This window comes from Streptomyces sp. SAJ15 (genome assembly GCF_007595705.1).
Lineage (GTDB): Bacteria > Actinomycetota > Actinomycetes > Streptomycetales > Streptomycetaceae > Streptomyces.
The window spans coordinates 964,312-987,483 of the sequence record NZ_NISY01000002.1 but is presented as its reverse complement, the minus strand read 5'-3'; the positions used below and the strand labels follow the sequence as shown (position 1 = coordinate 987,483).

General features: G+C 74.2%; 23 protein-coding genes. 15 read left to right on the top strand and 8 right to left on the bottom strand.

Translation table 11 applies throughout. The features are described 5' to 3' along the window. Positions 1 to 6 precede the first annotated feature (6 nt). The 10 genes from CD790_RS09780 (at position 7) to CD790_RS09740 (ending at position 6,496) form a co-directional block, all read left to right on the top strand. Positions 7 to 570, top strand: a complete 564-nt coding sequence (locus CD790_RS09780) for a nitrogen fixation protein NifU (protein ID WP_144382636.1) — start codon at positions 7 to 9, stop codon at positions 568 to 570. After that, a complete protein-coding gene (locus CD790_RS09775; RefSeq protein WP_186318943.1) occupies positions 567 to 1,286 on the top strand; it encodes a DUF5947 family protein in 720 nt (239 codons plus the stop codon). Before CD790_RS09780 ends, CD790_RS09775 begins: the two co-directional genes overlap by 4 nt. Next, positions 1,271 to 1,483, top strand: coding sequence for a hypothetical protein (locus CD790_RS09770; protein WP_144382635.1), 213 nt, complete (start codon positions 1,271 to 1,273; stop codon positions 1,481 to 1,483). Before CD790_RS09775 ends, CD790_RS09770 begins: the two co-directional genes overlap by 16 nt. Continuing rightward, positions 1,480 to 2,157 (top strand): DUF6084 family protein, encoded by a 678-nt coding sequence (locus CD790_RS09765; protein ID WP_222108229.1) that lies wholly within the window; start codon positions 1,480 to 1,482, stop codon positions 2,155 to 2,157. Before CD790_RS09770 ends, CD790_RS09765 begins: the two co-directional genes overlap by 4 nt. Continuing rightward, positions 2,154 to 3,203: a hypothetical protein gene (locus tag CD790_RS09760; RefSeq protein WP_144382634.1), complete on the top strand. Its 1,050-nt coding sequence runs from the start codon at positions 2,154 to 2,156 to the stop codon at positions 3,201 to 3,203. Before CD790_RS09765 ends, CD790_RS09760 begins: the two co-directional genes overlap by 4 nt. Positions 3,204 to 3,235: 32 nt before the next feature. Next, entirely contained in the window at positions 3,236 to 4,141 is a 906-nt protein-coding gene (locus tag CD790_RS35650) for a hydrogenase maturation protease (protein ID WP_260867447.1), read from the top strand. Further along, complete coding sequence (locus CD790_RS35645; protein WP_260867446.1) at positions 4,138 to 4,269, top strand: hypothetical protein; 132 nt, start codon at positions 4,138 to 4,140, stop codon at positions 4,267 to 4,269. The genes CD790_RS35650 and CD790_RS35645 overlap by 4 nt, the downstream gene beginning before the upstream one ends. 32 nt (positions 4,270 to 4,301) lie before the next feature. Further along, entirely contained in the window at positions 4,302 to 5,294 is a 993-nt protein-coding gene (dhaK, locus tag CD790_RS09750) for a dihydroxyacetone kinase subunit DhaK (RefSeq protein ID WP_144382633.1), read from the top strand. Positions 5,295 to 5,459: 165 nt separating this feature from the next. After that, a complete protein-coding gene (gene dhaL, locus CD790_RS09745; protein ID WP_144382632.1) occupies positions 5,460 to 6,086 on the top strand; it encodes a dihydroxyacetone kinase subunit DhaL in 627 nt (208 codons plus the stop codon). Further along, entirely contained in the window at positions 6,083 to 6,496 is a 414-nt protein-coding gene (locus CD790_RS09740) for a PTS-dependent dihydroxyacetone kinase phosphotransferase subunit DhaM (protein WP_144382631.1), read from the top strand. The genes dhaL and CD790_RS09740 overlap by 4 nt, the downstream gene beginning before the upstream one ends. 190 nt (positions 6,497 to 6,686) lie before the next feature. Here the strand turns inward: CD790_RS09740 and CD790_RS09735 are convergent, their stop codons facing one another. Further along, positions 6,687 to 7,166, bottom strand: coding sequence for an Rrf2 family transcriptional regulator (locus tag CD790_RS09735; RefSeq protein WP_144382630.1), 480 nt, complete (start codon positions 7,164 to 7,166; stop codon positions 6,687 to 6,689). A 351-nt stretch (positions 7,167 to 7,517) separates the two neighbouring features. On the opposite strand from CD790_RS09735, the gene CD790_RS09730 reads away from it, so the two are divergent. Continuing rightward, positions 7,518 to 10,205 (top strand): FAD/NAD(P)-binding protein, encoded by a 2,688-nt coding sequence (locus tag CD790_RS09730; RefSeq protein WP_144382629.1) that lies wholly within the window; start codon positions 7,518 to 7,520, stop codon positions 10,203 to 10,205. 142 nt (positions 10,206 to 10,347) lie between these two features. Here CD790_RS09730 and CD790_RS09725 read toward each other — a convergent pair whose 3' ends face one another. Then, the gene (locus CD790_RS09725; protein WP_144382628.1) at positions 10,348 to 11,190 is read right to left on the bottom strand and encodes an alpha/beta fold hydrolase; all 843 of its coding nucleotides are present in this window, start codon (positions 11,188 to 11,190) and stop codon (positions 10,348 to 10,350) included. Between the two features lie 284 nt (positions 11,191 to 11,474). Between CD790_RS09725 and CD790_RS09720 the strand changes: the two genes are divergently transcribed. Further along, complete coding sequence (locus CD790_RS09720) at positions 11,475 to 11,714, top strand: hypothetical protein (protein ID WP_144382627.1); 240 nt, start codon at positions 11,475 to 11,477, stop codon at positions 11,712 to 11,714. Beyond that, positions 11,707 to 12,804, top strand: a complete 1,098-nt coding sequence (locus CD790_RS09715) for a PleD family two-component system response regulator (RefSeq protein WP_144382626.1) — start codon at positions 11,707 to 11,709, stop codon at positions 12,802 to 12,804. Before CD790_RS09720 ends, CD790_RS09715 begins: the two co-directional genes overlap by 8 nt. 94 nt (positions 12,805 to 12,898) lie before the next feature. On the opposite strand, the gene CD790_RS09710 is transcribed toward CD790_RS09715, so the two are convergent. From CD790_RS09710 to tgmA, 4 genes are all read right to left on the bottom strand, one after another. Beyond that, positions 12,899 to 13,996, bottom strand: a complete 1,098-nt coding sequence (locus CD790_RS09710) for a sugar ABC transporter substrate-binding protein (RefSeq protein ID WP_144382625.1) — start codon at positions 13,994 to 13,996, stop codon at positions 12,899 to 12,901. Positions 13,997 to 14,481: 485 nt separating this feature from the next. Next, positions 14,482 to 15,258, bottom strand: coding sequence for a sigma-70 family RNA polymerase sigma factor (locus CD790_RS09705; RefSeq protein ID WP_144382624.1), 777 nt, complete (start codon positions 15,256 to 15,258; stop codon positions 14,482 to 14,484). Between the two features lie 152 nt (positions 15,259 to 15,410). Continuing rightward, the gene (gene tgmB / locus CD790_RS09700; protein WP_144382623.1) at positions 15,411 to 16,337 is read right to left on the bottom strand and encodes an ATP-grasp ribosomal peptide maturase; all 927 of its coding nucleotides are present in this window, start codon (positions 16,335 to 16,337) and stop codon (positions 15,411 to 15,413) included. Between the two features lie 7 nt (positions 16,338 to 16,344). Further along, the gene (gene tgmA / locus CD790_RS09695) at positions 16,345 to 16,536 is read right to left on the bottom strand and encodes a putative ATP-grasp-modified RiPP (RefSeq protein ID WP_144382622.1); all 192 of its coding nucleotides are present in this window, start codon (positions 16,534 to 16,536) and stop codon (positions 16,345 to 16,347) included. Between the two features lie 399 nt (positions 16,537 to 16,935). On the opposite strand from tgmA, the gene CD790_RS09690 reads away from it, so the two are divergent. Continuing rightward, positions 16,936 to 18,216: a haloacid dehalogenase-like hydrolase gene (locus tag CD790_RS09690; protein WP_144382621.1), complete on the top strand. Its 1,281-nt coding sequence runs from the start codon at positions 16,936 to 16,938 to the stop codon at positions 18,214 to 18,216. Positions 18,217 to 18,535: 319 nt separating this feature from the next. Continuing rightward, positions 18,536 to 19,951 carry an MFS transporter gene (locus CD790_RS09685; protein ID WP_186318942.1) on the top strand — a complete coding sequence of 472 codons (1,416 nt, stop codon included), beginning with the start codon at positions 18,536 to 18,538 and terminating at the stop codon, positions 19,949 to 19,951. Positions 19,952 to 19,970: 19 nt separating this feature from the next. Here CD790_RS09685 and CD790_RS09680 read toward each other — a convergent pair whose 3' ends face one another. Further along, complete coding sequence (locus tag CD790_RS09680) at positions 19,971 to 22,391, bottom strand: GAF domain-containing protein (protein ID WP_144382619.1); 2,421 nt, start codon at positions 22,389 to 22,391, stop codon at positions 19,971 to 19,973. Beyond that, the gene (locus tag CD790_RS09675; RefSeq protein ID WP_144382618.1) at positions 22,376 to 23,170 is read right to left on the bottom strand and encodes a 3-hydroxybutyrate dehydrogenase; all 795 of its coding nucleotides are present in this window, start codon (positions 23,168 to 23,170) and stop codon (positions 22,376 to 22,378) included. Before CD790_RS09675 ends, CD790_RS09680 begins: the two co-directional genes overlap by 16 nt. Positions 23,171 to 23,172: the final 2 nt, after the last annotated feature.

Sequence of the window (23,172 nt, the reverse complement as noted above, 5' to 3'; positions counted from 1 at the left end):
GCCGACATGCCGTGGGACGACGCGTACGCGCGCGATCGGGTGACGCGCGCCGAGGAGCGGTTGGCGGGCCTGGAGGCCCTGCCGGACGGCGTCTCGGCGGCGCGCGCCGGCGAGGCGGTGGAGGGCCTGGTCGCGCTCTACGGCGAGTGCCTGGCGAGGGTCATGGCCCAGGTGGCGGACGACGCCGAGCTGGTGCGGCGGCTGGCGGCCGACGAGCTCGTCGGCCATCTGCTGCTCGTCCACGACCTGCACCCGGACCCGGTCGCCGACCGGGTCCGGCAGGCGCTGGCCGGACTGCCCGGCGAGCCCGAGGTGCTGGAGCTCTCCGCCGGCCTGGTCCGGATCCGGCTGCGGGAGGCGCCGGGCGGCGGCTGCGGCTGCGGCTCCGGCCCGGCCGCCTCCCCGGAGCAGGCGGTACGGGACGCGATCGCGGCCCGCGCCCCCGAGATCGAGCGGGTGGAGGTCGAGACCGCCCCCGCCGCCCAGGCCCCGCAGGCCCTCATCCCGGTGGAGGCGCTCTTCCCGGGCCGAACCGGCGACCGTGCGCCCGTGGGTCGGGAGGCCGGGTGAGCCGGCTGCGGAGGATCGCCCGGCAGGCCGCCGCGCGCGCCGCGCCCGACCCCGTCACCGGGCCGGACGGGCGGGAGCGCTGCGACCTGTGCGCGGAACCGCTCCCGCCGGACCACCGCCATCTGCTGGACCTGTCCGCCGCGGCCGTGCGGTGCGCCTGCCGGGCCTGCGCCCTGCTGTTCGACCGCAGGGCGGCGGGCGGGGCCAGCTATCGACTGGTGCCGCGGGAGCGGCGGCGGCTGGACGGCTGCGCCATCGACGAGGTGCTGTGGGCCGGTCTCGGCATCCCGGTCGACCTGGCGTTCTTCGTCCGCAGCGGGGCGACCGGCGAGGTCACGGCCGGCTATCCCAGCCCCCTGGGCACGCTGCGCGCCACGGTGCACCCGGACAGTTGGCGGGAGCTCACCCGCGCCCACCCGGCGCTGCCGGAGCTGGCCGACGACGTCGAGGCGCTGCTGGTCCACCGGGCCGGCGGCGCCCGGGAGCACTGGCTGGTGCCGCTGGACGACTGCTACCGCCTGGTGGCGGTGGTGCGCGCACACTGGAAGGGACTGGGCGGGGGCCCCGAGGTGTGGCGGCATGTCGACACCTTCTTCAGCGAGCTGGCCGGCGAGCTCCCCGGCGAACCGGCCGGCGAACCGAGCACCGGACCGGCCACCGGGCCGGACCCCGGTCCACGACCCACCCCCCAGGAGGCGTCATGGGTATCTCCGTAGGCAAGCCCGACGTACGACCGGACAAGGCGGCGCACATCGTCGGGGTCCGGCAGGGCAACGAGCCGGGACACTGGCCGACCAGCCGCCACCCCGGCCACCGGCCCGACGACCGCTCCACGGCCCGCCGGTCCACCGGCATCAATGCCGGGAAGCACGACCCGATCCTGCCCGACATGCCGAACCTCTCGCCGGCGTGACGGCGAGCGTGCCGACGGCCGTGGCCCTCGCCGCGGCGCCCGACCTGACCTTCGCGGTCACCGGCGTCGCGGCGGAGCGCTTCGCCGCCCTGCCCACGCTGCGGTTCGGTGTGGAGATCGCCCGCGGTGGCGGCGGGCCGGTCAGCTCCATCACGCTGACCACGGCGATCCGCATCGACGTGGCCCGCCGCCGCTACGACGCCGCGGCGCGGCGCGCGCTCACCGAGTTGTTCGGCGTGCCCGAGCGGTGGGGCGGCTCGCTGCACCCGCTGGCCTGGACCCGCACCACCACCCAGGTGCCCGCCTTCGCCGACCGCACCACCACCGAGCTGACCGTGGAGTGCGGCTACGACACCGAACTGGCCGTCACCAAGTACCTGCGCGCCGTCCGCGACGGGGAGGTGCCACTCGACTTCCTCTTCAGCGGCACGGTCTTCTTCCGCTCCCCCGAGGGGCTGTTGCGCACGGCCCGGATCTCCTGGTCCAAGGACGCGTCCTTCCCGCTGCCCGCCGCGCTGTGGCACGAGCTGACGGACCGCTACTCCGCGGGCGGCACCTGGCTGCGGCTCTCCCGGGAGACCTTCGACCGGCTCGACGACCACCGCGCCCGCCAGGTGCTCGGCAGCCCCGACGCCGCCGTACGCCATCTGCTCGACCACTCCGGAGCCCCATGAACGCCGTCGACGACGCCATCGAGAAGATCACCACGGCCTGTCTGTACGAGGGCTATCTGCTGTGGCCGTACCGCAGGTCCGCGCTGAAGAACACCAAGCGGTGGATCTTCGGCGGCGTCTTCCCACGGGACCACGCCGAGGCGCTGGGCGAGCGCGGCCTGGCGCGCACCGAGGTGCTGGTCGACGCCCCCGACGGCGCGACGATCAGCGCTCGGGTCCGCTTTCTGCACGTCGTGGACCGCACCGTGATGCGCGACGGGCCCGACGGCCCCGAGCCGGTGGACGAGCTGACGGTGGCCGGGGAACGCCACGTCAGCTGGCAGGAGGCCACCGAACGCGAGGTCGTCGTCAGCGCGCGGCTGGCCGGCCCCCCGGTCGTCGCCGCCATCGACGTCCCCGAGGGCCGCGACACCGAACCCCTCCCGGGTGGCGCGGTGGTGCGCACCTGGCGCCGGCTGGCGGGGCTCGTGGAGGTGTCCACCGAACCGGTCGCCGAGGGCAGCCACCGGCTGACCGTACGGATCGAGAACCACACCCCCTGCCCCGCCCCCGACCCCGCCGACCGCGCGGCGCGCGACAAGGCGGCGGCGTACGCCTTCGTCTCCACCCACACCGTGTTGCACGGCGACACCGCGCTGTTCCGCTCCCTCGCCGACCCGCCCGACCGGCTGCGCGCGGCCGCCGCGTCCTGCGAGAACCTGGGCGGCTGGCCGGTGCTGGTGGGCCCGGACCGGGCGGGCGGAGCCTCGGCGGGCGAGGCGGCCGACGGTGCGCCCGCCGCGCACACCGTCCTCGCCTCCCCCGTGACGCTGTGCGACTTCCCCGCCGTGGCCCCGGAGAGCCCCGGCGACCTGTTCGACGGCGGGGAGATCGACCAGCTCCTCATCCTCAACGTGCTCAGCCTGACCGAGGAGGAGCAGGAGGAGGCCCGCGCCTGCGATCCCAGGGCCCGGGAGATCCTCGACCGCTGCGCCCGGCTCTCCCCCGAGGAACTGGGCGCGCTGCACGGCACCATCCGCGAGTTCCGGACCCTGGAGGACGCGTGACACAGCGAGGACCCGTGACGGAGACGGGAGCCGTGACCGATGCCGGGACCGTGACCGATGCCGGGACCGTGACCGATGCCGGAGCCGTGATCGACACCGGAGCCGTGCACGGAGCCGTGCTCGGAGCGGACGTCGTGTCCGGATCGGACGGGGTGACCGGATCGGGCGCCGTGACCGGGCTGCGTCGCGGCAGCCGGGTGCGGCTCCGCCCCTCGTGCGGCAGCGACCTGTTCGATCTGGCGCTGGACGGCCGGATCGGCGAAGTCGACCGGGTCGAGGAGGACCTCGAGGGCAACCCGCACGTGGTCGTGGTGCTGGAGGGCGACCCGGGACGGGACTTCGGCGCCAGCCGGGGTCAGGTCGCCCACCACTTCTACTTCTCCCCCGAGGAGGTGGAGCCCCTGCCGGGCGACCGGCCGGCGACACCGCCGGCCCGGATCCTGGTCGCCGGGATCGGCAACGTCTTCCTCGCCGACGACGGCTTCGGCTGCGAGGTCGCCCAGGCACTGGGCCGTCGGCCCCTCCCCGAGGGCGTGCGCGTCGCCGACTTCGGCATCCGGGGCATGGACCTCGCGTATCGGATGCTGGAGGGCTGGGACACCGTCGTCTTCGTCGACGCCGCCCCGCGCGGCGCCGCCCCCGGCACGCTCTTCGTCATCGAGCCGGACCTCCGGGAGATCGCCGACGCGGCGCCCGAGACCCACGCCATGGACCCGGTGCGGGTGCTCGCGCTGGCCCGGCATCTGAGCGAGGGACCGCTGCCGCGGGTCCTGGTCGTCGGCTGCGAGCCGGAGGTCCGGATGACCGGCGAGGAGCCGGACGTCCAGGTGGGGCTCAGCGAACCCGTCCGGCGCGCCGTCGACGAGGCCGTACCGCTCGTCGAGAAGCTCCTGGCCGACCTGCTCGACCGCACCGGAGAGGAGGTGAGGTCCCAATGAGGAACGGAATCTTCATCCCCGCGGGCGTCGTACGCGCCGCGACCTGTGTGCTGGCGGTCGCGACGATCGCGATCATCGTGGCGGAGGCACCGGAGGCATGGCGGTACTACAAGATGGAGACGATGTAGCCACATGCGCTCGCCCTGACGCGGAGGTGCCCGTGAAGATGCTCATCAACGTGGCCGAGACGGTCGTCGCCGACGCGCTGCGCGGGCTGGCCGCCGCACACCCCGAGCTGACCGTGGACGTCGGCAACCGGGTGGTGGTGCGCCGGGACGCGCCGGTGCCCGGGAAGGTCGCGCTGGTGTCGGGCGGCGGCTCGGGGCACGAGCCGCTGCACGCCGGGTTCGTGGGGCCCGGGATGCTGGACGCGGCCTGCCCCGGGGAGGTGTTCACCTCACCCGTTCCTGACCAGATGGTGCGGGCGGCGGCGGCCGTGGACAGCGGCAAGGGCGTGCTGTTCGTGGTGAAGAACTACACGGGTGACGTCCTCAACTTCGACATGGCCGCCGAACTCGCCGAGGACGAGGGGGTGCAGGTCGCCAAGGTGCTCGTCAACGACGACGTGGCGGTGACCGACAGCCTCTACACGGCCGGCCGGCGCGGCACCGGGGCGACGCTCTTCGTCGAGAAGATCGCGGGCGCGGCGGCGGAGGAGGGGGCGCCGCTGGAGCGGGTGGAGGCCGTCGCCCGGCAGGTCAACGCGTCCTCGCGCAGCTTCGGGGTGGCCCTCAGCGCCTGTTCCACCCCGGCCAAGGGCGGCCCCACCTTCGAGCTGCCGCCCGGTGAGCTGGAGCTCGGTGTGGGCATCCACGGCGAGCCGGGGCGGGAGCGACGCGGGACGATGACCTCCCGTGAGATCGCCGACCTCGCGATGGACGCCGTGCTCGACGATCTCCAGCCGGACAGTCCGGTGCTGCTGCTGGTCAACGGGATGGGCGGCACTCCGCTGCTGGAGCTGTACGGCTTCAACGCGGAGGTGCACCGGGTCCTGGGCGAGCGGGGCGTCCCGGTGGCCCGCACCCTCGTCGGTAACTACGTCACCTCGCTGGACATGGCCGGCGCCTCGGTGACGGTGTGCCAGCTGGACGAGGAACTGCTGCGCCTGTGGGACGCGCCGGTGTCCACCCCCGCCCTGCGCTGGGGCCGCTGAAGCCGACCGCGCGCCCCGCCCGGCCGCGTACCCCGGGCCCGGCCCGTACCGCAGGGCGCGACCTCGCACGCGCCCCGTCGCCCGTCGCCCGCCCGACCGACCGTCGGCCCGACCGCCCACCCGACCGAACGACCGCCCACCCGACCGACCGACCGACCGAGGAGGATGCCCGTGGCGCCGCCCGGCAGCGACCCCGTACTCGACGCCGCGTTCTTCCGCCGCTGGCTGACCGCGCTGGCGGCAGCCGTGGAGCGGGAGGCCGACCGGCTCACCGACCTGGACGCGGCGATCGGCGACGCGGACCACGGCAGCAACATGCTGCGTGGCTTCCGAGCCGTGTCCGCCGCGCTCGACACGGACGCGCCGGCCACCCCGGGCGCCGTGCTCGTGCTGGCCGGGCGTCAGTTGGTCTCCACGGTCGGTGGCGCGTCGGGCCCGCTGTACGGGACGCTGCTGCGGCGCGCGGGCAAGGCGCTCGGCGACGCGGAGGAGGTGGACCGCGAGCGGCTGCGGGAGGCCCTGCGGACGGGGGTGGACGCGGTGGCCCAACTGGGCGGTGCCGTGCCCGGCGACAAGACGATGCTGGACGTGCTGGTCCCGGCGGTCGACGCGCTCGACGACTCCTTCGCGGCCGGCGCGGACGCGGCCGGGAAGGGGGCCGTGGCCACCGTGCCGTTGCGGGCCCGCAAGGGCCGGGCCAGCTATCTGGGCGAGCGCAGCATCGGCCACCAGGACCCGGGCGCCACCTCCTCGGCGCTCATCTTCACGACCTTGGCGGAGGTGGCCGGATGAGCGACGAACGGCAGTCGGTCGGAGTGGTGTTGGTCTCGCACAGCGCCCAGGTCGCCGAGTCGGTGGCGCGCATGGCCACGGCCCTGGCCGGCGGTGGGGCCACGGCGCCCGTCGCGGCCGCCGGCGGCACCGCCGACGGCGAGGTGGGCACCAGTGCGGAGCTGATCGCCCGGGCGGCCCACGCCGTCGACCGGGGCGCGGGCGTCGCCCTCCTGGTCGACCTGGGCAGCGCGGTGCTGACCGTGAAGGCGCTCCTCGCCGAGGACGAGGAACTGCCCGAGGGGGCACGCCTGGTGGACGCTCCCTTCCTGGAGGGCACGGTCGCGGCGGTCGTCGCCGCCTCGGCCGGCGCGGACCTGGAGGCCGTCGTGGCGGCGGCCGAGGAGGCGTACGGCTACCGCAAGGTGTGACCGACCGCCACCGACGGGCCGCTCACCACCGGAGACGGACACCGCCGCTGCCGTCCTGTGGCGACCGTCACCGCCGGGGGCCGGCGCCGCCGGAACCTCACTGCCGGGGGCCGCCCCCCGGGGGGGCGGGCGCCGACGGGCGCGGGCACGGGCAGGGCGGGCGCCGTCGGGACATTTCCGCCGGGGGCCGTCACCGCCGGGTGGGAAACGGCGGGTACGCGCGGACGTTGTCGTTGTACTCCTGGACGCGCTCGGCGACCAGCCGCGGCAGCGTGCCCGCGGCCAGGTCGGCCAGTGTGGTGCCCTCCAGGACCTGCCGCAGGCTGGTGCGCACCGCGCGCCAGACGTCGGGGAGGGCGGCTGCCGCCCCGGGGTATTCCAGCCCGGTGAGCCGCAGGTCGCGCACGCTGGCGAGCGGGCCGTCGACGGCGCGGATGACGTCGGCGAGGGTGATCTCCTCCGAGGGCCGACTCAGCTCGTAGCCCCCGTCGGGGCCGCGCAGACTGCGGACCAGCCCGGCTCGGCGCAACTCGCTGAGCACCACGAACAGAAAGCGCAGCGGGATGTCCTGACGGGTCGCGATGTCCTCCGACTTCAGCGGCCGGTCGGGAGAGCCCGCGAGCTCCGCCATCGCCCGTACGGCGTAGTCCGTTCTTGCTGAGATCCTCACGGCCTCAACTGTCTCACGGCGACGGCGGAGCCGTCCCGTCCGGGCACCGGGCCTCCCGTCCGAGCGCCGGGCCCTCCCCTCCAGACGCGGGCCCTCCCGCCCGAGCGCCGGGGCCGCCCCTTCCCGTCACCGGAGCCGCCCGCCGACGTGGCGGCCGTTCAGCGTACGGGGCCGTCCCGCGACGGGACGCCATGTGGCCCACAGCGAGGGGGTGATGACGCACCGTCGCGTCGACGCCAGTATGGTGCCCATTGCAGGTTGTTCATCGAAATAGTGAAGTACATCGTGCACCCGTGTGCCGGAGCCGGAGGTTTGTCCGTGGTCCTCGCTCGCTCTCGATCTCGATCAACCGTGGCCGTCGTCGGCGCGGGTGCGGCCGGCGCGCTCGTCGCCCTCCAGCTCTGCGAGGCCGCGGCCCGGCGGCGCACCCCGCTCGAGCTGGTCCTGATCGACCCGGCCGGGGAGGCGGGGCGCGGCACCGCCTACGCCACCGAAGACCCGCGCCACCGGCTCAACGTTCCGGTCGGCGGGATGAGTTGTTACCCGGACGACCCCGGGCACTTCCTGCGGTGGCTCTGTCGCCACGGCGAACCGACCGTCACCGCCGGCGACTTCGCCACCCGCTACCGCTACGGCGCCTATCTCGCCGACACCCTCGGCCAGGCGATCATCAGGGCGCGGGGCGTCGTCGCCGTACGCCGGCTGCGGACGAAGGCGGTGGGGTGCGCCTGGCCGAGCGCCGGCGGGGCCGTGCTCGACCTCGCGGACGGCACCGGCGTCTCGGCCGACGCCGTGGTGCTGGCCACCGGGCCCGCCGCCGGAACCGCCGGCTGGGCGCCGGAGGGGCTGCGCGGCCAGGACCGCTTCATCGACCGCCCCTGGGCGCCGGGCGCGCTGGACGCGGTCCGCGAGGACGACGGGGATGTGTTGCTGGTCGGCGCCGGGCTCACCGCGGTCGACCTGGCACTGACCCTCGACCGCCCCGGGCGCACGGTGCACGCCCTGTCCCGCAGCGGGCTGCTGCCCCGGCCGCACGCCGTGGCCCCGCTGCCGCCGGTGCCGCCTCCGCCGGGGCTGTCCGGGCTGCCGCTGCCGCGGCTCCGCACCGCCGTCCGCCGCCATCTGCTCGCGGCGCTGCGCGAGCACGGCGACTGGCGGCCGGCGTTGGACGGGCTGCGCTCGGTCACCGTGGGCCTGTGGCAGGGGCTGAGCGACGACGAGCGGGCGGAGTTCCTGGGCCGGGACGCCACCGCGTGGAACGTGCATCGACACCGGATGGCCCCGACCACCGCGGAGGCCCTCGGCCGGGCCCGCGCCGCCCGCCGGCTGCGGGTCCACGCGGGCCGGGTGGCGTCCGTACGGCGCCTGGGCGCGGACGACACCGACGGCGGCGGACGGCTCGACGACGCGCGGCTCGACGTCGGCCTCGCCGACGGCCGTTCGCTGCGGGTGAGCTGGGTGGTGGACTGCACCGGACCCGGGCTGCGCGCCGACGGCTCGGGCGATCCCCTGTGGGGCGGGCTGCTCGCCGCGGGACTCGCGGTGCCCGGCCCGCTGGGCATCGGGGTGGCCACCGAGGACGGGCGGCTGCGCGACGCGGAAGGCCGCGCGGAGCGCCCGCTGTTCACGCTCGGCGCGCCCCGGCGCGGCGAGCTGTGGGAGACCACCGCCATCCCCGAGCTGCGGGTCCAGGCACGGGCGGTCACCGAGGCGCTGCTGGCGCCGCTGTCCGGGCCGGCGTCGACCGCCCGCCGTCGCCCGGCCGACCAGTTCGGGCTGCCGCTGTCCACCCACGCCGCGGCGGCGGCCGCCTACCGCAGCGGACTGGCGCGGGTCGTCACGGTCCGCGCGGGGGCGGCGGAGGCGTTCGCCCGGGCCGTCGAGCTCGACCCCGGCTTCGCCCTCGGACACGCCGCGCTGGCCCTGCTCGGCCACGAGTGCGGGGTGGAGGTCGACACCCAGCGGGCGCTCGCCGACGCGCGGCGCAGCGCGGCCGAGCGCGGCGACGACCGGGAGCGCTCCTTCGTCGACGTCGTGGCCCGCCGGGTCGGGGCGGGCGACGGCGACACCGCCCTGATGGACCATCTGGGCCGCCATCCGGGTGACGCCCTGGCGCTCAGCGCCGCCGTCCCCACCATCGCCTTCTCCGGGGTCAGCGACCTGGACGGCGAGTTGGCGCGCCGGCTGCTGGAGTCCACCGCGGCCGCCTACGACGGCCACTGGTTCCACACCTCGCTGCTCTCCTTCCTCCACCAGGAGGAGGGGCGTTTCGAGGAGGCGGGCGATCTGGCGCGGCAGGCGCTGGCCGCCGAGCCGGCCTCCGGTCACGCGGTGCACGCGCTGGCCCATGTCCACTACGAGTCCGGTGCGCACCGCGCGGGCCGCGACTGGCTCGACGAGTGGCTCACCGGTCAGGGCCGCGGCGCGGTGCACCGGGCGCACTTCTCCTGGCACGCGGCCCTGCACGAGCTGGCCCTCGACGATCCGGCGGCGGTGCGCCGGCGCTGGTTCGCCCAGCTGGCCCCGGCCCGGGTGCGCGGCGTACGGGCCCTGATCGACTCGGGTTCGCTGCTGTGGCGGGCCCGGATGACCCGCAACTGGACCGGCCGGGTCCCGGTGGACGACGTGCTGGGCGCGGTCGCCCGCGACATGGTGGAGCGGCCGGCGACCGCCTTCACCGCCCTGCACGGCGCCTTCGCCCTCACCGCCGCCGGCGACCTGCCCGCCCTGCGTCGGCTGCGCGCCCACACGGCGCAGGCCGACCCGGTCCAGCGCGAGGTGGTCGCGCCGCTGTGCGAGGCGCTGGAGGCGGTGTTGGAGGAGCGCTGGTCGGTCGCGGTGCGGCGGCTGCGCGGGGTGCTGCCCGCGCTGCCGCGGGTCGGCGGTAGTGCGGCCCAGCGCGAGGTCGTCGAGGAGACCCTGCTGTACGCCCTGGTCGCGGCCGGCCACTGCGACTCCGCCCGACGGGTCCTGGAGCGGCGGCTGGACCGGCGCTCCTCGCCGCTGGACCGCCGCCGTCTGGCGGACCTGCCGGCCTGAACGGCGCGGCCGGGCGGGGAGCGACCGCCTTCGCCCGGCCCGTGCGGAGACGGTCGTGCGGCCCGCGCGGAGACGGTCGTACGGCGTGTGGCGGGCGGCCGGGGCGTTTGCGGGCACCGGCCCCGCCGGCCCGGCGCCGGGTCTACGCTCGGGCGTCGGCGAGGAACGTACGGAGGTGGGCCGCGAGTCGGCGGGGCTGGTCCTCGGGGATGAGGGTGTAGCTGTCGGCGATCTCGACGTATGCGCCGCGGGGCAGCAGGGCGGCCAGCCGGCGGCCGTGCTCCGGCGGCATCACCCGGTCCTCGGCGGCCCACACGACCAGCGCCGGGCCCGTGAAGTCCGCCAACCGCTCCGCCCAGCCGAGCAGTTCGTCGCGCGCCGGCACACCGAGGACGTAACGGCGCAGGTCGCGGCGGATCGCGCGGGAGGTCCACAGCGGCCGGAACCACGCGTTCATCACCTCGCGCGGCACCGGCCGCCTGGTCATCCATCCCCAAGTCATGGGCAGTCGCCGCATCGGGGGGAAGCGCAGCAGCGCGAAGGCCACCCGGATGCCGCCGGGCAGCTTGGCCGAGGCGTACAGATTGCGCCCCGGCAGGCCGGGCGGGAAGTTGTCGAAGGCCTCGCAGGAGGTGATGACCAGGCGCCCGACACGGCCGGCCCGTCCGTCCGCGACCAGGGCCTGCGCCCCGCCCCAGTCGCTCATCACCAGGGTGACGTCCCGCAGTTCGAGCCGGTCCAGGAACTCGGCGACCAGCCGGGCCACTCCCAGCACCGACAGGTCCGCGTCGGGCCGCATGGGCCGCCGGTGTCCGCCCAGCGGCAACGTGGGCACCACGCACCGGAAGTCGGCGCGCAGTTCGGCGACCACATGACGCCACAGGGTGCCGTCCATGGCGACCCCGTGCAGCAGGACGACGACGGGCCCGTCTCCCCCGGTGTCCTCGTACTCGATCGTGCCCGCCGACAGTTCCACTTCGGCCATGTGCGCACACCTCCCGAAGACTTCGGTCACGCGCCGTGCCCCGCGCGTCGCTCGTGTCCCGGATACGAGGCTACGCCCGCCGTCGGCGCGGGCGCCGCGGGGACAGGGGCGTTGCGCCCACCCACCCGCCCGGTGGCAACAACGGCCAACGTTGCCGATCCGACCGTTGCCCAGCGCAACGGTCCGGTCACCCTCCATGCTGTGACTCACCCTTCGGCGAAAGGCCCGGAGGGCGGTGCGGCCCGCGCGCCGGAAGCCGGCCGGGGGCGAAGGAGAGAGTTGAGATGGACCGTTCACTGCTGTCGCTGAGAGCGACACTCGTGCTGCTGCTCGCCGCCCTCGCGGGCGTGGCAGCCGGCGTGTTGGCCACGCTCGCGGGTGACGGAGCGGCGCGCGGCGCGCTGTGCGGCCTGGCGGCCGCCGGCCTCGCGGTGCCGTTCTTCGACCGGCTCGTCGCGGCCGAGGACACCGAGGCGCGACAGCTCCCCCGGGCCGATGTGGAAGCCGGGGACGGCCGTGGGTGAACTGAGGCCGCTGGCGGAGGATCTGACCCAGGAGTCCCGGGCCCTGGCTCAGGCGCTGCGGGAGCTGTTCGACGGGCTGGGCGTCTCGGTCCGGCGGTACGCGGCACGCCGCAGTCGGGACCCCGGGACGTTCTCGCGATATCTGAGCGGCAGCCGCGTCCCTCCCTGGGAGGCGGTCATGGACCTGTTCACGGATCTCGCCGAGCACCGGGGCACCGCCGCCACCCCCGAGGCCATCGAGCTGGTACGGGCGCTGCATCGCGCCGCAGTGACGACGAGCACCTCACCCAAGCACGCCGTGGAGGTCCTGGAGCAGCAACTGGCCGACGCCGACCGGGTCTCGCGCCGCTCCACGGCCCGCGGCGACGTGCTGGGCGACGCGCTGCTGGACCGCAAGCACCGCATCGCGGACCTGGAGGTGCGGCTGAGCCAGCTCGAAGCCGCGTGGAACGCCGAGCGGGAACGCGCGGACCTGCTGGCGTCGGGCCGCCCCGACGTCTCGGAACTGCTGCGCGAACGGGACACGCTGCAGGACGAGGTGGCACGGCTGTCGGCGGAGCTGCTCGCGGCGCACAAGCAGCGCGACGAGGCCGAGGCACGCTGCGAGCTCCTCGAACGGCAGCTGGAGACGATCGAGAAGGTGCAGCAGACCGCCGTCCTGTCCGGCGGCGCGGCCCGTCCGCCGCAGCGCATGCCCAGGATCCTGATCGTGGACGACCAGGCCGACAACCTGCTGGCGATGACGGCCGTGCTGTCGACGCTCGACCAGGAGCTCGTCACCGTCTCGTCCGGCGGGGAGGCGCTCAAGGCGCTGCTGCACCACGACGACTTCGCGGTGATCATCATGGACGTCCAGATGCCCGACATGGACGGTTATGAGACCGCCGCGCACATCAAGCGTCGCCCCCGCACCCGGGACGTGCCGATCATCTTCCTCACCGCCATGGGCACCGATCCCGAGCACTCCGCGCGCGGCTACGCGGCCGGAGCCGTCGACTACATCGGCAAGCCCTTCGACCCCTGGGTGCTGCGGGCCAAGGTCGCGGTGTTCACCGGCATCTACCTGGAACGCCGCCTCCACGGCCACTGATCCGCCGACACCGCGGACGCCCGGGGCGTGGACCCGACCGTCGGGCGTGACCCGCCGGCCCGCACGTCGTCCGTGTGCGGGCCGGCGGGCCTCGTCAGCGCAGGCCCGCCTGCTTGCAGGCGGTCGCGTACGCGGCGGTGCAGATGTCGCTGACCTTCAGCATCCCGTCCTTGACGACGGTGTCCTTGATGTTGTCCTTGGTCAGCAGGATGGGCGTGATCAGCTGAGCCGGAATGTCCTTGTTCGTCGGGCTGTCGACGGTCGCGGAGACGGCCACCTCCTCGCCACGGCCCAGGGCGAGCGCCATCTCGGCGGCGGCCGTCGCCTCGGGGTCGAACGGCTTGTAGATGGTCATGGACTGCTCCCCGCTGAGCACGCGCTGAACGCCGGCGAGTTCGGCGTCCTGCCCGGTGACCGGGGGCAGCGTGGTGAAGCCGCTGTTCTTGAGCGCGGTGATCGCGCCGCCGGCCATGCCGTCGTTGGCCGAGTAGACGCCCACGATCCGGCTCTTGCCCAGCAGGCTGATCGCCTCGGCCATGTCCTTGCCGGCCTGCTGCGGGAGCCAGCGGTCCACGTCGTACGACTTGCCGATCTTGACCTTGCCCTCCAGGACGGAGAGCGCGCCCTTCTTGAACATGGCGGAGTTGGGGTCGGCGTCCCAGCCGTTGAGCATGACGATCTCGCCCTGGCTCGCCTTGCTGCCGATCTCCTTCAGCAGCGCCTTGGCCTGGATCTTGCCGACGTCCTCGTTGTCGAAGGAGGTGTAGCCGGAGAGCGGGCCGTGGGCGAGCCGGTCGTAGGCGACGACCGGGATGCCGGCGTCGTCGGCCTTCTTCACCGCGCCGGCGATCGACTCGGAGTCCACCGCGTCAAGGATGATCGCGTCGACCTCCTTCTCGATCATCGTGTCGACCTGCTGCTGCTGAAGCTTCGGGTCCGCCTTCGCGTTGGCGTACTCGACCGTGCACTCGGCACACAGGTCCTTGATGCGTTCGGTGATCAGAGGTCTGTCATAAGCCTCGAACCGCGCCGTATGGTCGTCGGGCAGAAGCAGGCCGATGCGCAGCGACCCGATCTTCTCCGCCGTGCTCTCGCCGCCTCCGTCGCCTCCCGATCCGCAGGCCGCGAGGGACGCGGTCATGGAAAGGGCGGCGACAGTGGCGATGACGACACGGCGCGGCATTGCATGCATGTTGGGGGTGACCTCCCTGACGAGGCCGCGATGTCACGGCCGAGGTGGCCGGAAGTCAACTCTGTGGCCCGCATGACGTCAAGGAAAGATTGCCATTCGTTATCAGCCTGAATTCCCCGAGAAACCCCTTGCCACCAGGTGAGATACCATTCAGCGACTGACCACGCGCCGAGGGTTCACGGCCGTGCGGCATGTCGTCCGAGCGCCCGGATCCAGCCATTCCGCGGAATACCCGATGCGCCGATTCGGCATGCCCGCCAGCGAGTTGGCCGTGCCGCGCGCCCACCATCCGACACCGCCACCACGCCAACAAATCCGGACATCAGCGACTCACGGTGCAATCAGTGGAATTCATCGGCGATATCGACTCAACCGCAGTATTTCCACCTTGGCGGACAGATGCCGTAACCGGTGCTTTGCGCCGCGGCGTTCGGGGTCCTCGGGGCAGCTGAGCGGTTCGCCTTCGCAATCACCGAAAGCTTCGCTCAGGCCGGGGCCCGCAACCCCTCCCGCAACCGGGCGAGGGTGTGCCGAAGAATGCGGCTCACCTGCATCTGCGAGACGCCCAGTCGGGCGCCGATCTCCTTCTGCGTCCGTTCCTCGAAGAAGCTCAGATACAGCACCCGGCGCTCGCGCTCGGGCAGCTCGGCCAGCAGCGGCCGGAGGGCCTCCCGTTCGAGCAGCCGGTCCAGTCCGGCGTCGGACGCGCCGAGCGTGTCGTCCAGCGGCACCCCCTCCGCTCCACCGGTGAGCGTGTCCAGCACGCAGGTGCGCTGGATCCCCTCGGCCCGCAGCCCCAGGTACACCTCCGACTCGCTGAGGTCCGTCGCCGCCGCCAGCTGGGCCACGGACGGGTCGGTCCACAGCTGCTGCTCCAGCTCGGCGCGGGCGCGTCCTATGGCGCCGCAGGCCCGCTGGAGCCGCCGGGGGACGCGCACGCCCCAGACGCAGTCCCGGAAGTGCCGCCGCAGACCCCCGGTGATGGTCGGCACGGCGTACGACTCGAAGGGGTGACCCAGCCCCGGGTCGTAGCCGTCCACCGCCCGTACCAGCGCCATCGCGGCCACCTGACGCAGATCCGCCGCGGCCTCACCCCGCCCCCCGAACCGTCGGCTGATCCGCTCGGCCATGGGCAGCCACGCCTCGATGATCTCTCGCCGCAGCCTCACCCACTCCGGCCCGCCGGGCTCCAGCCGCCTCAGCCGGACGAAGGCGGCGGTGGTGTCGGGAGCCTCATGATGCGAACGGCGAGCCCTGGTCATCAGCGGCCTCCTTGAAATCCAAGGCGCCTCCGGAATCCCTCACCACTATGGAGCCCGCCGAGCCCACCCGCCACTCCAGCCCCCGTCGGCCGCCCCGCTCTCCCCCGAGGCCGGCAACGGGAACGGGGCGGGCGACGCGCCTCCTCCGGGGTTCAGCGGGCTTCGACGGAAAGCCAAACGGCCACCGCGCGGGCGATCTGCTGACCGGTGTCGAGTTGGACGAAGCCGAACTGGCCGCCCTGGTTGCACTCCAGGAACCACCAGGTGCCGTCCTCCTCCGCGGCGAAGTCGAACGCTCCGTACGCGAGCCGCGCGGCCTCCATGTAGGAGCGCACCGAGCGGGCGATGCGATCGGGCACCCCCACCGGCTCCCAACCGGCCCCGGCGGCGAAGCGCCCGTCCACCTCGTGCGGGTCGGCCGCCTTGCGCGCCGCGAACAGGCGCTCACCCACGCAGGTCAGCCGGATGTCCGCGCACTTGTTCACATGCCGTTGCAACAGCGTGGGGCCGGCGGAGACCTCGGAGAAGTCGGCCTCCGGGGTGATGCGGGTCGTGGGCAGTACCCGCGGGGGATCGTCCGGATGCGTACCGGAGACCGTCTTGACCACCAGGTCCCGGTGGACCGTGGCGAACTGGCGCGCCGCCTCGGGGAAGGACGTGATGAGGGTGGGCGGCACGGCGAAGCCGCTGAGCTGCGCGAGGTGGAGCTGCCAGGGCTTGTAGCGGGCCTGCGCGGCCGCCATCGGGTGGTTCATCCAGCGGACCGGCAGACAGCCGAGCATGCCGTACAGCGCGTGTTCGGACTCGGTGGTGAGCCAGCCGGAGGGCTCCGCGGCGTGCGCCGCGGGGGTCCCGGGACGACGCATCCAGATCGACCGCAGGCCCGCCGCGCTCCCCATCCGCCCACCCGCCGACAGGTAGCCGTGCATGTCGCCCTGGGTGTACTCGGCCGCCAGCGCGACGTCGCCGGGCAGATCGGCCGGGTCCAGCCGGATCAGCGGGACCCCGCGCTCCTGGAGCGCCGCCACCACCAGGTCCGCGGTCACGTCCTCCTCACAGGTGAGGATCAGGACCGTCATCGACGGGTCAGTCGTCGAAGTGCGTCTTGGATCCGGCGGTGGAGGTGGTGGTACCGGTGATGAGCAGCCATGCCCGGTCGTCGATGGCGGGGCGCCCGTCGGGCAGGACGTTCAACTGCCGGGCGTGATCGTAGGTGTAGGGGACGATGACCGGCGTCTGCTGTGTCTGCCGGGCGTAACCCAACGCGAACGGCCGCATGTTCTCTCCTTCGTCCGAGCTCCGGTTCCGCCGCCCGGCACGCTGGTCGTGCGGCCGACCCGGTCTCGCTCGTCGATGTCGTAGGTGACCGTACGCGGCCCTCGACCGTCGATTGCCAAATTTGTTCGCCTTTGATGACGACCTTGACGCTCCCTCACATGACGGTCCGACTCATATGACGGCCCGACTCATATGACTGCCCGGCCCATATGACGGACCGACTCGTATGACGCCCCGACGACTCGCGCTCGACCGCCACCCCGACCGCGCGGATCCACCTTCCGTTAACCTCTCGTTCACCTGTTCGTCGATCCCACTGATGATCAAGAATGGCCGTCGTCACGGGATGCGCACCGGCGGACCGTGATCACCCTGTACGACCTCTCCTAGCGAGGATCCATGCGTTCCACCATCGTCGCCGGCCTCCTGGCCGCCACGGTTCTCGTCACCGCGGCACCCGCGGACGCCGCCCCCACGTCCACCAGCGGCGCGTCGTCCCGAGACCGCTGTCCCCAACTCGACACCAGCCTGCCCTGGTACGGGGACAACCGCGCCAAGCTCCAGAAGATGATCGACGAGCGGGGCACCTGTTCCGGCATCGACGGCCGGCGACCGGTCGCCGCGTTCGACTGGGACAACACCGTGGTCAAGAACGACATCACCGACGCCACGCTCGCCTGGTCCCTCCGGCACGACAAGATCCTGCGCCCGGCGCGCTGGCGTGACACCAGCCGCTGGCTGACGCCGGCCGCCGACCGGGCCCTCACCGCCGCCTGCGGCACCTCCGTTCCCGTCGGCCGCCCGCTGCCCACCTCGGTCGACACCGACTGCGCCGACGAGATCTTCGAGATACGCGAGAAGTCGCAGACCATGGGCGGGGAACCGGCCTTCGCCGGGAACTGGAACCACCGTCGCACGGTGCCGGGCTACGCCTGGATCCCGCAGCTGTTCGCGGGTCACACCCCCAAGGCCCTGCGGTCCTTCGCCGCCCAGGCGCGCACCGAGCAGTTGGCGGCCCCGGTCGGCGCCACCCAGAAGGTCGGCACCCACACCATCGCCGGATACGTCCGCTACTACGAGCAGCAGAAGGACCTGATCCGCACGCTCAAGGCCGCCGGTTTCGACGTCTACATCGTCTCCGCCTCCTCCGAGCCGATCGCCGAGGCCTGGTCCGGAGGCGTCGGCCTCGACCGCCGACACACCATCGGCATCCGCAGCCTGACCCGGCACGGCAAGCTCACCACCGGGATTCGCGGCTGTGGCGACATGCCCGACGGACGCGGCGAGGCCCTGCCCTACATGGACGGCAAGCGCTGCTTCATCAACCAGGAGATCTTCAAGATCAAGGGTGCCGCGGCCTGGGAGCGCCAGGACCCGGCGCACCGGATCGCCCTCGGGGCGGGCGACGCCGACACCGATGTGACGTTCGTGGACGACGCCACCGGGGTGCACCTGGCGATCAACCGCAACAAGCCCGAGCTGATGTGCCGCGCCCTCGACGACGCCGACGGGCGCTGGGCGGTCAACCCCATGTTCATCGCCCCGCTGCCCCGCAAGTCCGGTGTCTACCCGTGCTCGACGACCGGCGCCACCCGCCCCGACGGCAGCCTCGGCCCGGTGCTGCGCCATGACGGCAGCGTGATCCCCGACCAGGAGGACCTGGCCCTCCAGGCAGGCTGACGACCGGGCCGGTGAGGCCCGGCCGGTGGCGTGTGGGCGGCGACTCCAACGGGCGGCCGGCCGCCGGCGACCGCTCCCCATCACGTGCCTGCCCCGTCGCCCGCCGATCCCCGTCGGCGGGCGACGGGGCCACCGGCCCGTCGATCCCACCAGGCAGCCGCCCGCCGTCCGGCGCCGCCCACCACGTCAGCCCCCATGGTGGTCGCGCGCACACCTGCTCGCGGAACTGTGGTGTCCCACCACATACGCCTCTGACCTGCGCATTTCTACGGTGCGGCGGCACGGAATCGTCCCCGCCGGCCCTCTGGAAGTGATGCTCATGCCCTCCCCCGCAACCGCTTCTCCGCCCGCCCCCGCCAGCCTCCGCCGCATCGTCGCCGCCAGCCTCATCGGCACCACCATCGAGTGGTACGACTTCTTCCTCTACGGGTCCGCGGCCGCGTTGGTGTTCAACAAGCTGTTCTTCCCGGACTCCGACCCGCTCGTCGGCACGCTGCTCTCCTTCCTCACCTACGCGGTCGGCTTCGCCGCACGCCCGATCGGCGCGCTGGTCTTCGGGCACTACGGCGACCGGCTCGGCCGCAAGAGGCTGCTGGTGCTGAGCCTGCTGCTGATGGGCGGGGCGACGTTCGCCATCGGGCTGCTGCCCACGCACGCCACGGTCGGGTCGGCGGCCCCGGTGCTGCTCACCGCGCTGCGGCTGGTGCAGGGCTTCGCGCTGGGCGGCGAGTGGGGCGGGGCGGTGCTGCTGGCGTCCGAGCACTCCGACCAGGCGGGCGGGAACCGGCGCGGCTTCTGGGCGTCCTGGCCGCAGACCGGCGCCCCGGCCGGACAGTTGCTGGCGACCGGGGTGCTCTCGGCCCTGACCGCGCTGCTCTCGGACGCGGCCTTCGAGTCGTGGGGGTGGCGGGTGCCGTTCCTGCTGTCGGGTGTCCTGGTCCTGGTCGGCATGTGGATCCGGCTGTCCGTCGACGAGTCGCCGGTCTTCAAGGAGGCGCTCGCCCGCGCGGAGAGCCGGAAGCAGGAGGCGGAACAGCCGCCGATCGTCGCCGTGTTGCGACACCACTGGCGTGACGTTCTGGTCGCCATGGGCGCGCGGATGGCGGAGAACATCAGTTACTACGTCATCACCGCCTTCGTCCTCGTCTACGCGACCGAACAGGCCGACCTGGGCAAGCAGACCGCCCTCAACGCCGTCCTCATCGGCTCGGCCGTGCACTTCGCGGTGATCCCCGCCTGGGGCGCGCTCTCCGACCGCCTCGGTCGCCGCCCGGTGTACCTGCTCGGCGCCGCGGGGGTGGGCGCCTGGGCCTTCCCGTTCTTCGCCCTGATCGACACCCGGGAGTTCGGCTGGGTGATCGTGGCGGTCACGGTGGGGCTGGTCTTCCACGGCGCGATGTACGCCCCGCAGGCGGCCTTCTTCTCCGAGATGTTCGCGACCCGGATGCGCTATTCGGGCGCCTCGATCGGAGCCCAGTTCGCCTCGGTCGCCGCCGGCGCGCCCGCGCCGCTGATCGCCACCGCCCTGCTGGCCGACTACGACAGCGGCACCCCGATCGCGCTGTACGTGATCGTCGCGGCCCTGCTCACCCTGGTCGCGGTCGGGGTGGCGAAGGAGACCCGCCAGCGCGACCTCGCCGCGGTCGAACCGACGGCCTCGGCGACGGCGAACGCTTCCGCGTCGGCTTCCGCGTCGGCTTCCGCGGCTCACCATCCGACGACGGGGCGGGCGTGAACCGCGCGGGCCCCACCGGTCAGCGGGCGACCGCCGCCGAGAGCCGGTGCAGCCGCAGCGCGAGCTGGATCTCCAGCAGGTGGGACGGCTCCTGCCAGCCGGGGCCCAGCAGCCGCGCCACCCGCTCCAGGCGCTGCGCCACGGTGTTGACGTGGACGTGGAGCGCGTCCTTCGTACGGACCGGGCTCATGCCGCTGGCGAAGTAGGCGTCCAGGGTGCGGACCAGGTCGGTGCCGCGCCGTCGGTCGTAGTCGATGACCGTGCCGATGGTGCGGTGCACGAACTCCGCCACCCGGTCGCCGTCCCGCGCCCCCGCCAGCAACAACCCGAGGAAGCCGAAGTCCTCCGCGGCGCCGCCCTCGCCCGCGCGGCCGAGCAGGTCCAGCACGCTCAGACAGCGCAGCGCCTCCGCGTAGGCGTCGGCGACCGCGCCGGGGGCGGCCGCCGGGGCGGGCACCGGCGCCGAGGCCCCCACGGTGACCGGTGCGTGTACGGCGGTGCCCAGTTGCCTGGCCGCCCGGCGGGCGGTGGCCGCGGCGTTCTCTCCAGGGGCGAGCGGCAGCAGCAGGACGACACCGCCGTCCCGCGCGGCGGCGAGGCCGTGCCCGGTCGCGGCCAGATGGGAGGCCGCGGACCACAGGCGCTGCCGGTCGACGGTCTGCCGGTCGACCGCGCGCCGGTCGACCGTCGCCCCGCGCGCCGCGCTTCCGCCTGGGGGACGGCGGTAGCCCACCGGTCCGCCCACCGGTCCGCCCGACGTGCGACGCCCGCTCGCCCGCGGGTCCGCTGTCGAGCTCGGGACCCGGCTCGGATGGGCGCCCGGCCCTGCGCTCGGACCCGCCCCAGGACCCCCGCTCGGACCCCCGCTCGGAGCCGGGCTCACGGTCCGGCCGGCGTCCGAGGTGTCCGCCGGGCCGCGGCCGGCCGTGCTGTGGCCGCCCACGCTCGGGCGACCGGCCGCGGGGGCGCCCGCCTCCCGGTCCCCGTGCGCCCGGGCACCGGGGACGGGGCGGGAGTCGGCGCCGGCCCGGCCCGGGGAGGCGGCGGGCCGGCCCCCGCGGACGCCCGCACCGGCGCCCGTCGGAGCCTTGGGGGCCGCGGCGGCCGGGTCGACGGCGTCCCCACCGGTGTCGACGCGGGCCGCCAGGACGACATGCGGCGCGTCCAGGTCCGCCCGCAGTCTCAGGGCGCGCTCGCGCAACAGCCCCGGGTCGCGGTCGGGGGCGTCGAGGAGGTCGTCCAGGAGCTCGCCGCGGACCCGCTGCTCCGCCTCGCCCGCGGACCGGCGGGCCAGTTGCAGCAGCGAGGTGACCATCGCGGCGCGCTCGAGCGTGCGTTGGTCGACCGGGTCCAGCCCGGGGTGGCCGTGCAGGACGAGCGCGCCGAGGAGTTCGCCGCCGGCGGAGACGGCGGCGATCCAGTCGTCGCCCTGCCGCACCGCGCGGCCGTCGGCGCGCGACCGGTCGACGGCCGCGAGCGGGCACGCCTCCGGCTCCACGAACTCCACCGCTCCGTTGAGCACTTCGGCGACGGCGGCGGCGACGTCGTGCACCCCGCCACCACGCAGCACCAGCTCGGTGAGCCGGTCGTGCACCTCAGAGGCGCGCTCGATGACGGCGCTGCGGTCCCGGATGATCTCGTTGGCGGCCTCCAGTTCGGCCAGCGCCGAGCGGGTCTCGGCCAGCAGGTTGGCGGTGTCGAGGGCGACGGCGGCGTGCGCGGCGAAGGAACCGAGCAGGGCGATCTGTTCGCGTTCGAAGACCCGCGCCCTCCGGTCCGCGGCGAACAGCACCCCGATGACGCCGCTGCCCAGCATGAGCGGCACCCCGAGGATGGCCACCAGCCCCTCGTCGATGACGCCCTCGTCGATGGTGTGGGTGTGCTGGAAGCGGGGGTCGTCCAGATAGCTGTCGGTGACGTACGGGCGGGCCGTCTGCGCGACCAGCCCGCCGAGCCCCTCCCCCATGCCGAGCCTCAGTTGCTGGAAGCGTGCCGAGACCGAGCCGTCGGTGACCCGCATGTAGGTGTCGCCCGCGCGGGGGTCGTTGAGCGTCAGATAGGCGACCTCGGTGCCCAGCAGCGAGCGGGCGCGCTGCACGATGGCCTGGAGCACCGCGTCCAGGTCGCGCAGCCCGGCGAGGTCGTGGGCGGTCTCGTAGAGGGCGGAGAGTTCGGCCTCGCGTCGCCTGCGGCCCTCCAGCTCTCCATGGACCCGCAGCGCCGCCAGCTTGGCGCGCTCCAGGGCGGCGAGCCGGGCGGGGCTTTCGCCCTCCGCGCGGGCGCGCAGGACGGGCCGCTCGAACGCCTCGGCGGGTGCGCCCCGCGCGAGCAGCTCGATATAGGGCTCGGCGCGTTCGGCGCATGCGGCGGCCTGGGCGGGCTCGGTGCGTTCGGCGGGCCCGGTGCGTTCGGCGGGCTCGGGGTTCAGTGGGCCGTCCATCCGCCGTCCATGGTGAGGGTGGTGCCGGTGACGAACGAGGTGTGGGGTCCGCAGAGGTAGGCGACCGCCTCGGCGACCTCCTCCGGCTCGACGAGCCGCTTGAGGGCCGTGTCGGCCAACAGCAGGTCGCTGACGACGCGTTCGGCGGGTATGCCGTGGGCGGCGGCCTGGTCGGCGATCTGCCGCTCGACCAGGGGCGTGCGCACGTAGCCGGGGCTGACGCAGTTGGAGGTGACGCCCCGCGCGGCCCCCTCCAGGGCGGCGACCTTGGAGAGGCCCTCCAGTCCGTGTTTGGCGGCCACGTACGCGGACTTGTAGGCCGAGGCGCGCAGCCCGTGCACGGAGGAGACGTTGACGATGCGCCCCCACCCCTGGCCGTACATGTGCGGCAGTGCGCCCCGGATCAGCCGGAAGGGCGCCTCCAGCATGACCGTCAGCACGGTCGAGAAGGTCTCGGGCGGGAACTCCTCGATCGGGCGGACCAGTTGGAGGCCCGCGTTGTTGACGAGGATGTCGGCGCCGTGGGCCGCCGCCTCGGCGGCGTCGAGGTCGGTGAGATCCAGCGGGCACGACTCGACGCGGCCCGACAGGCCGGGGGTGCCCGCGGCGCGCGCCGCGAGGCGGGCCAGGCCGTCGGCGTCCCGGTCGGCCGCGCGGACCGTGGCACCGGAGGCGGCGAGCCGCAGCGCGCACGCCTGCCCGATACCGCCCGCGGCGCCGGTGACGAGTGCGGTGCGACCACGAAGGTCGACGGTGCCTGATGTGGTGGACACGCTCATAG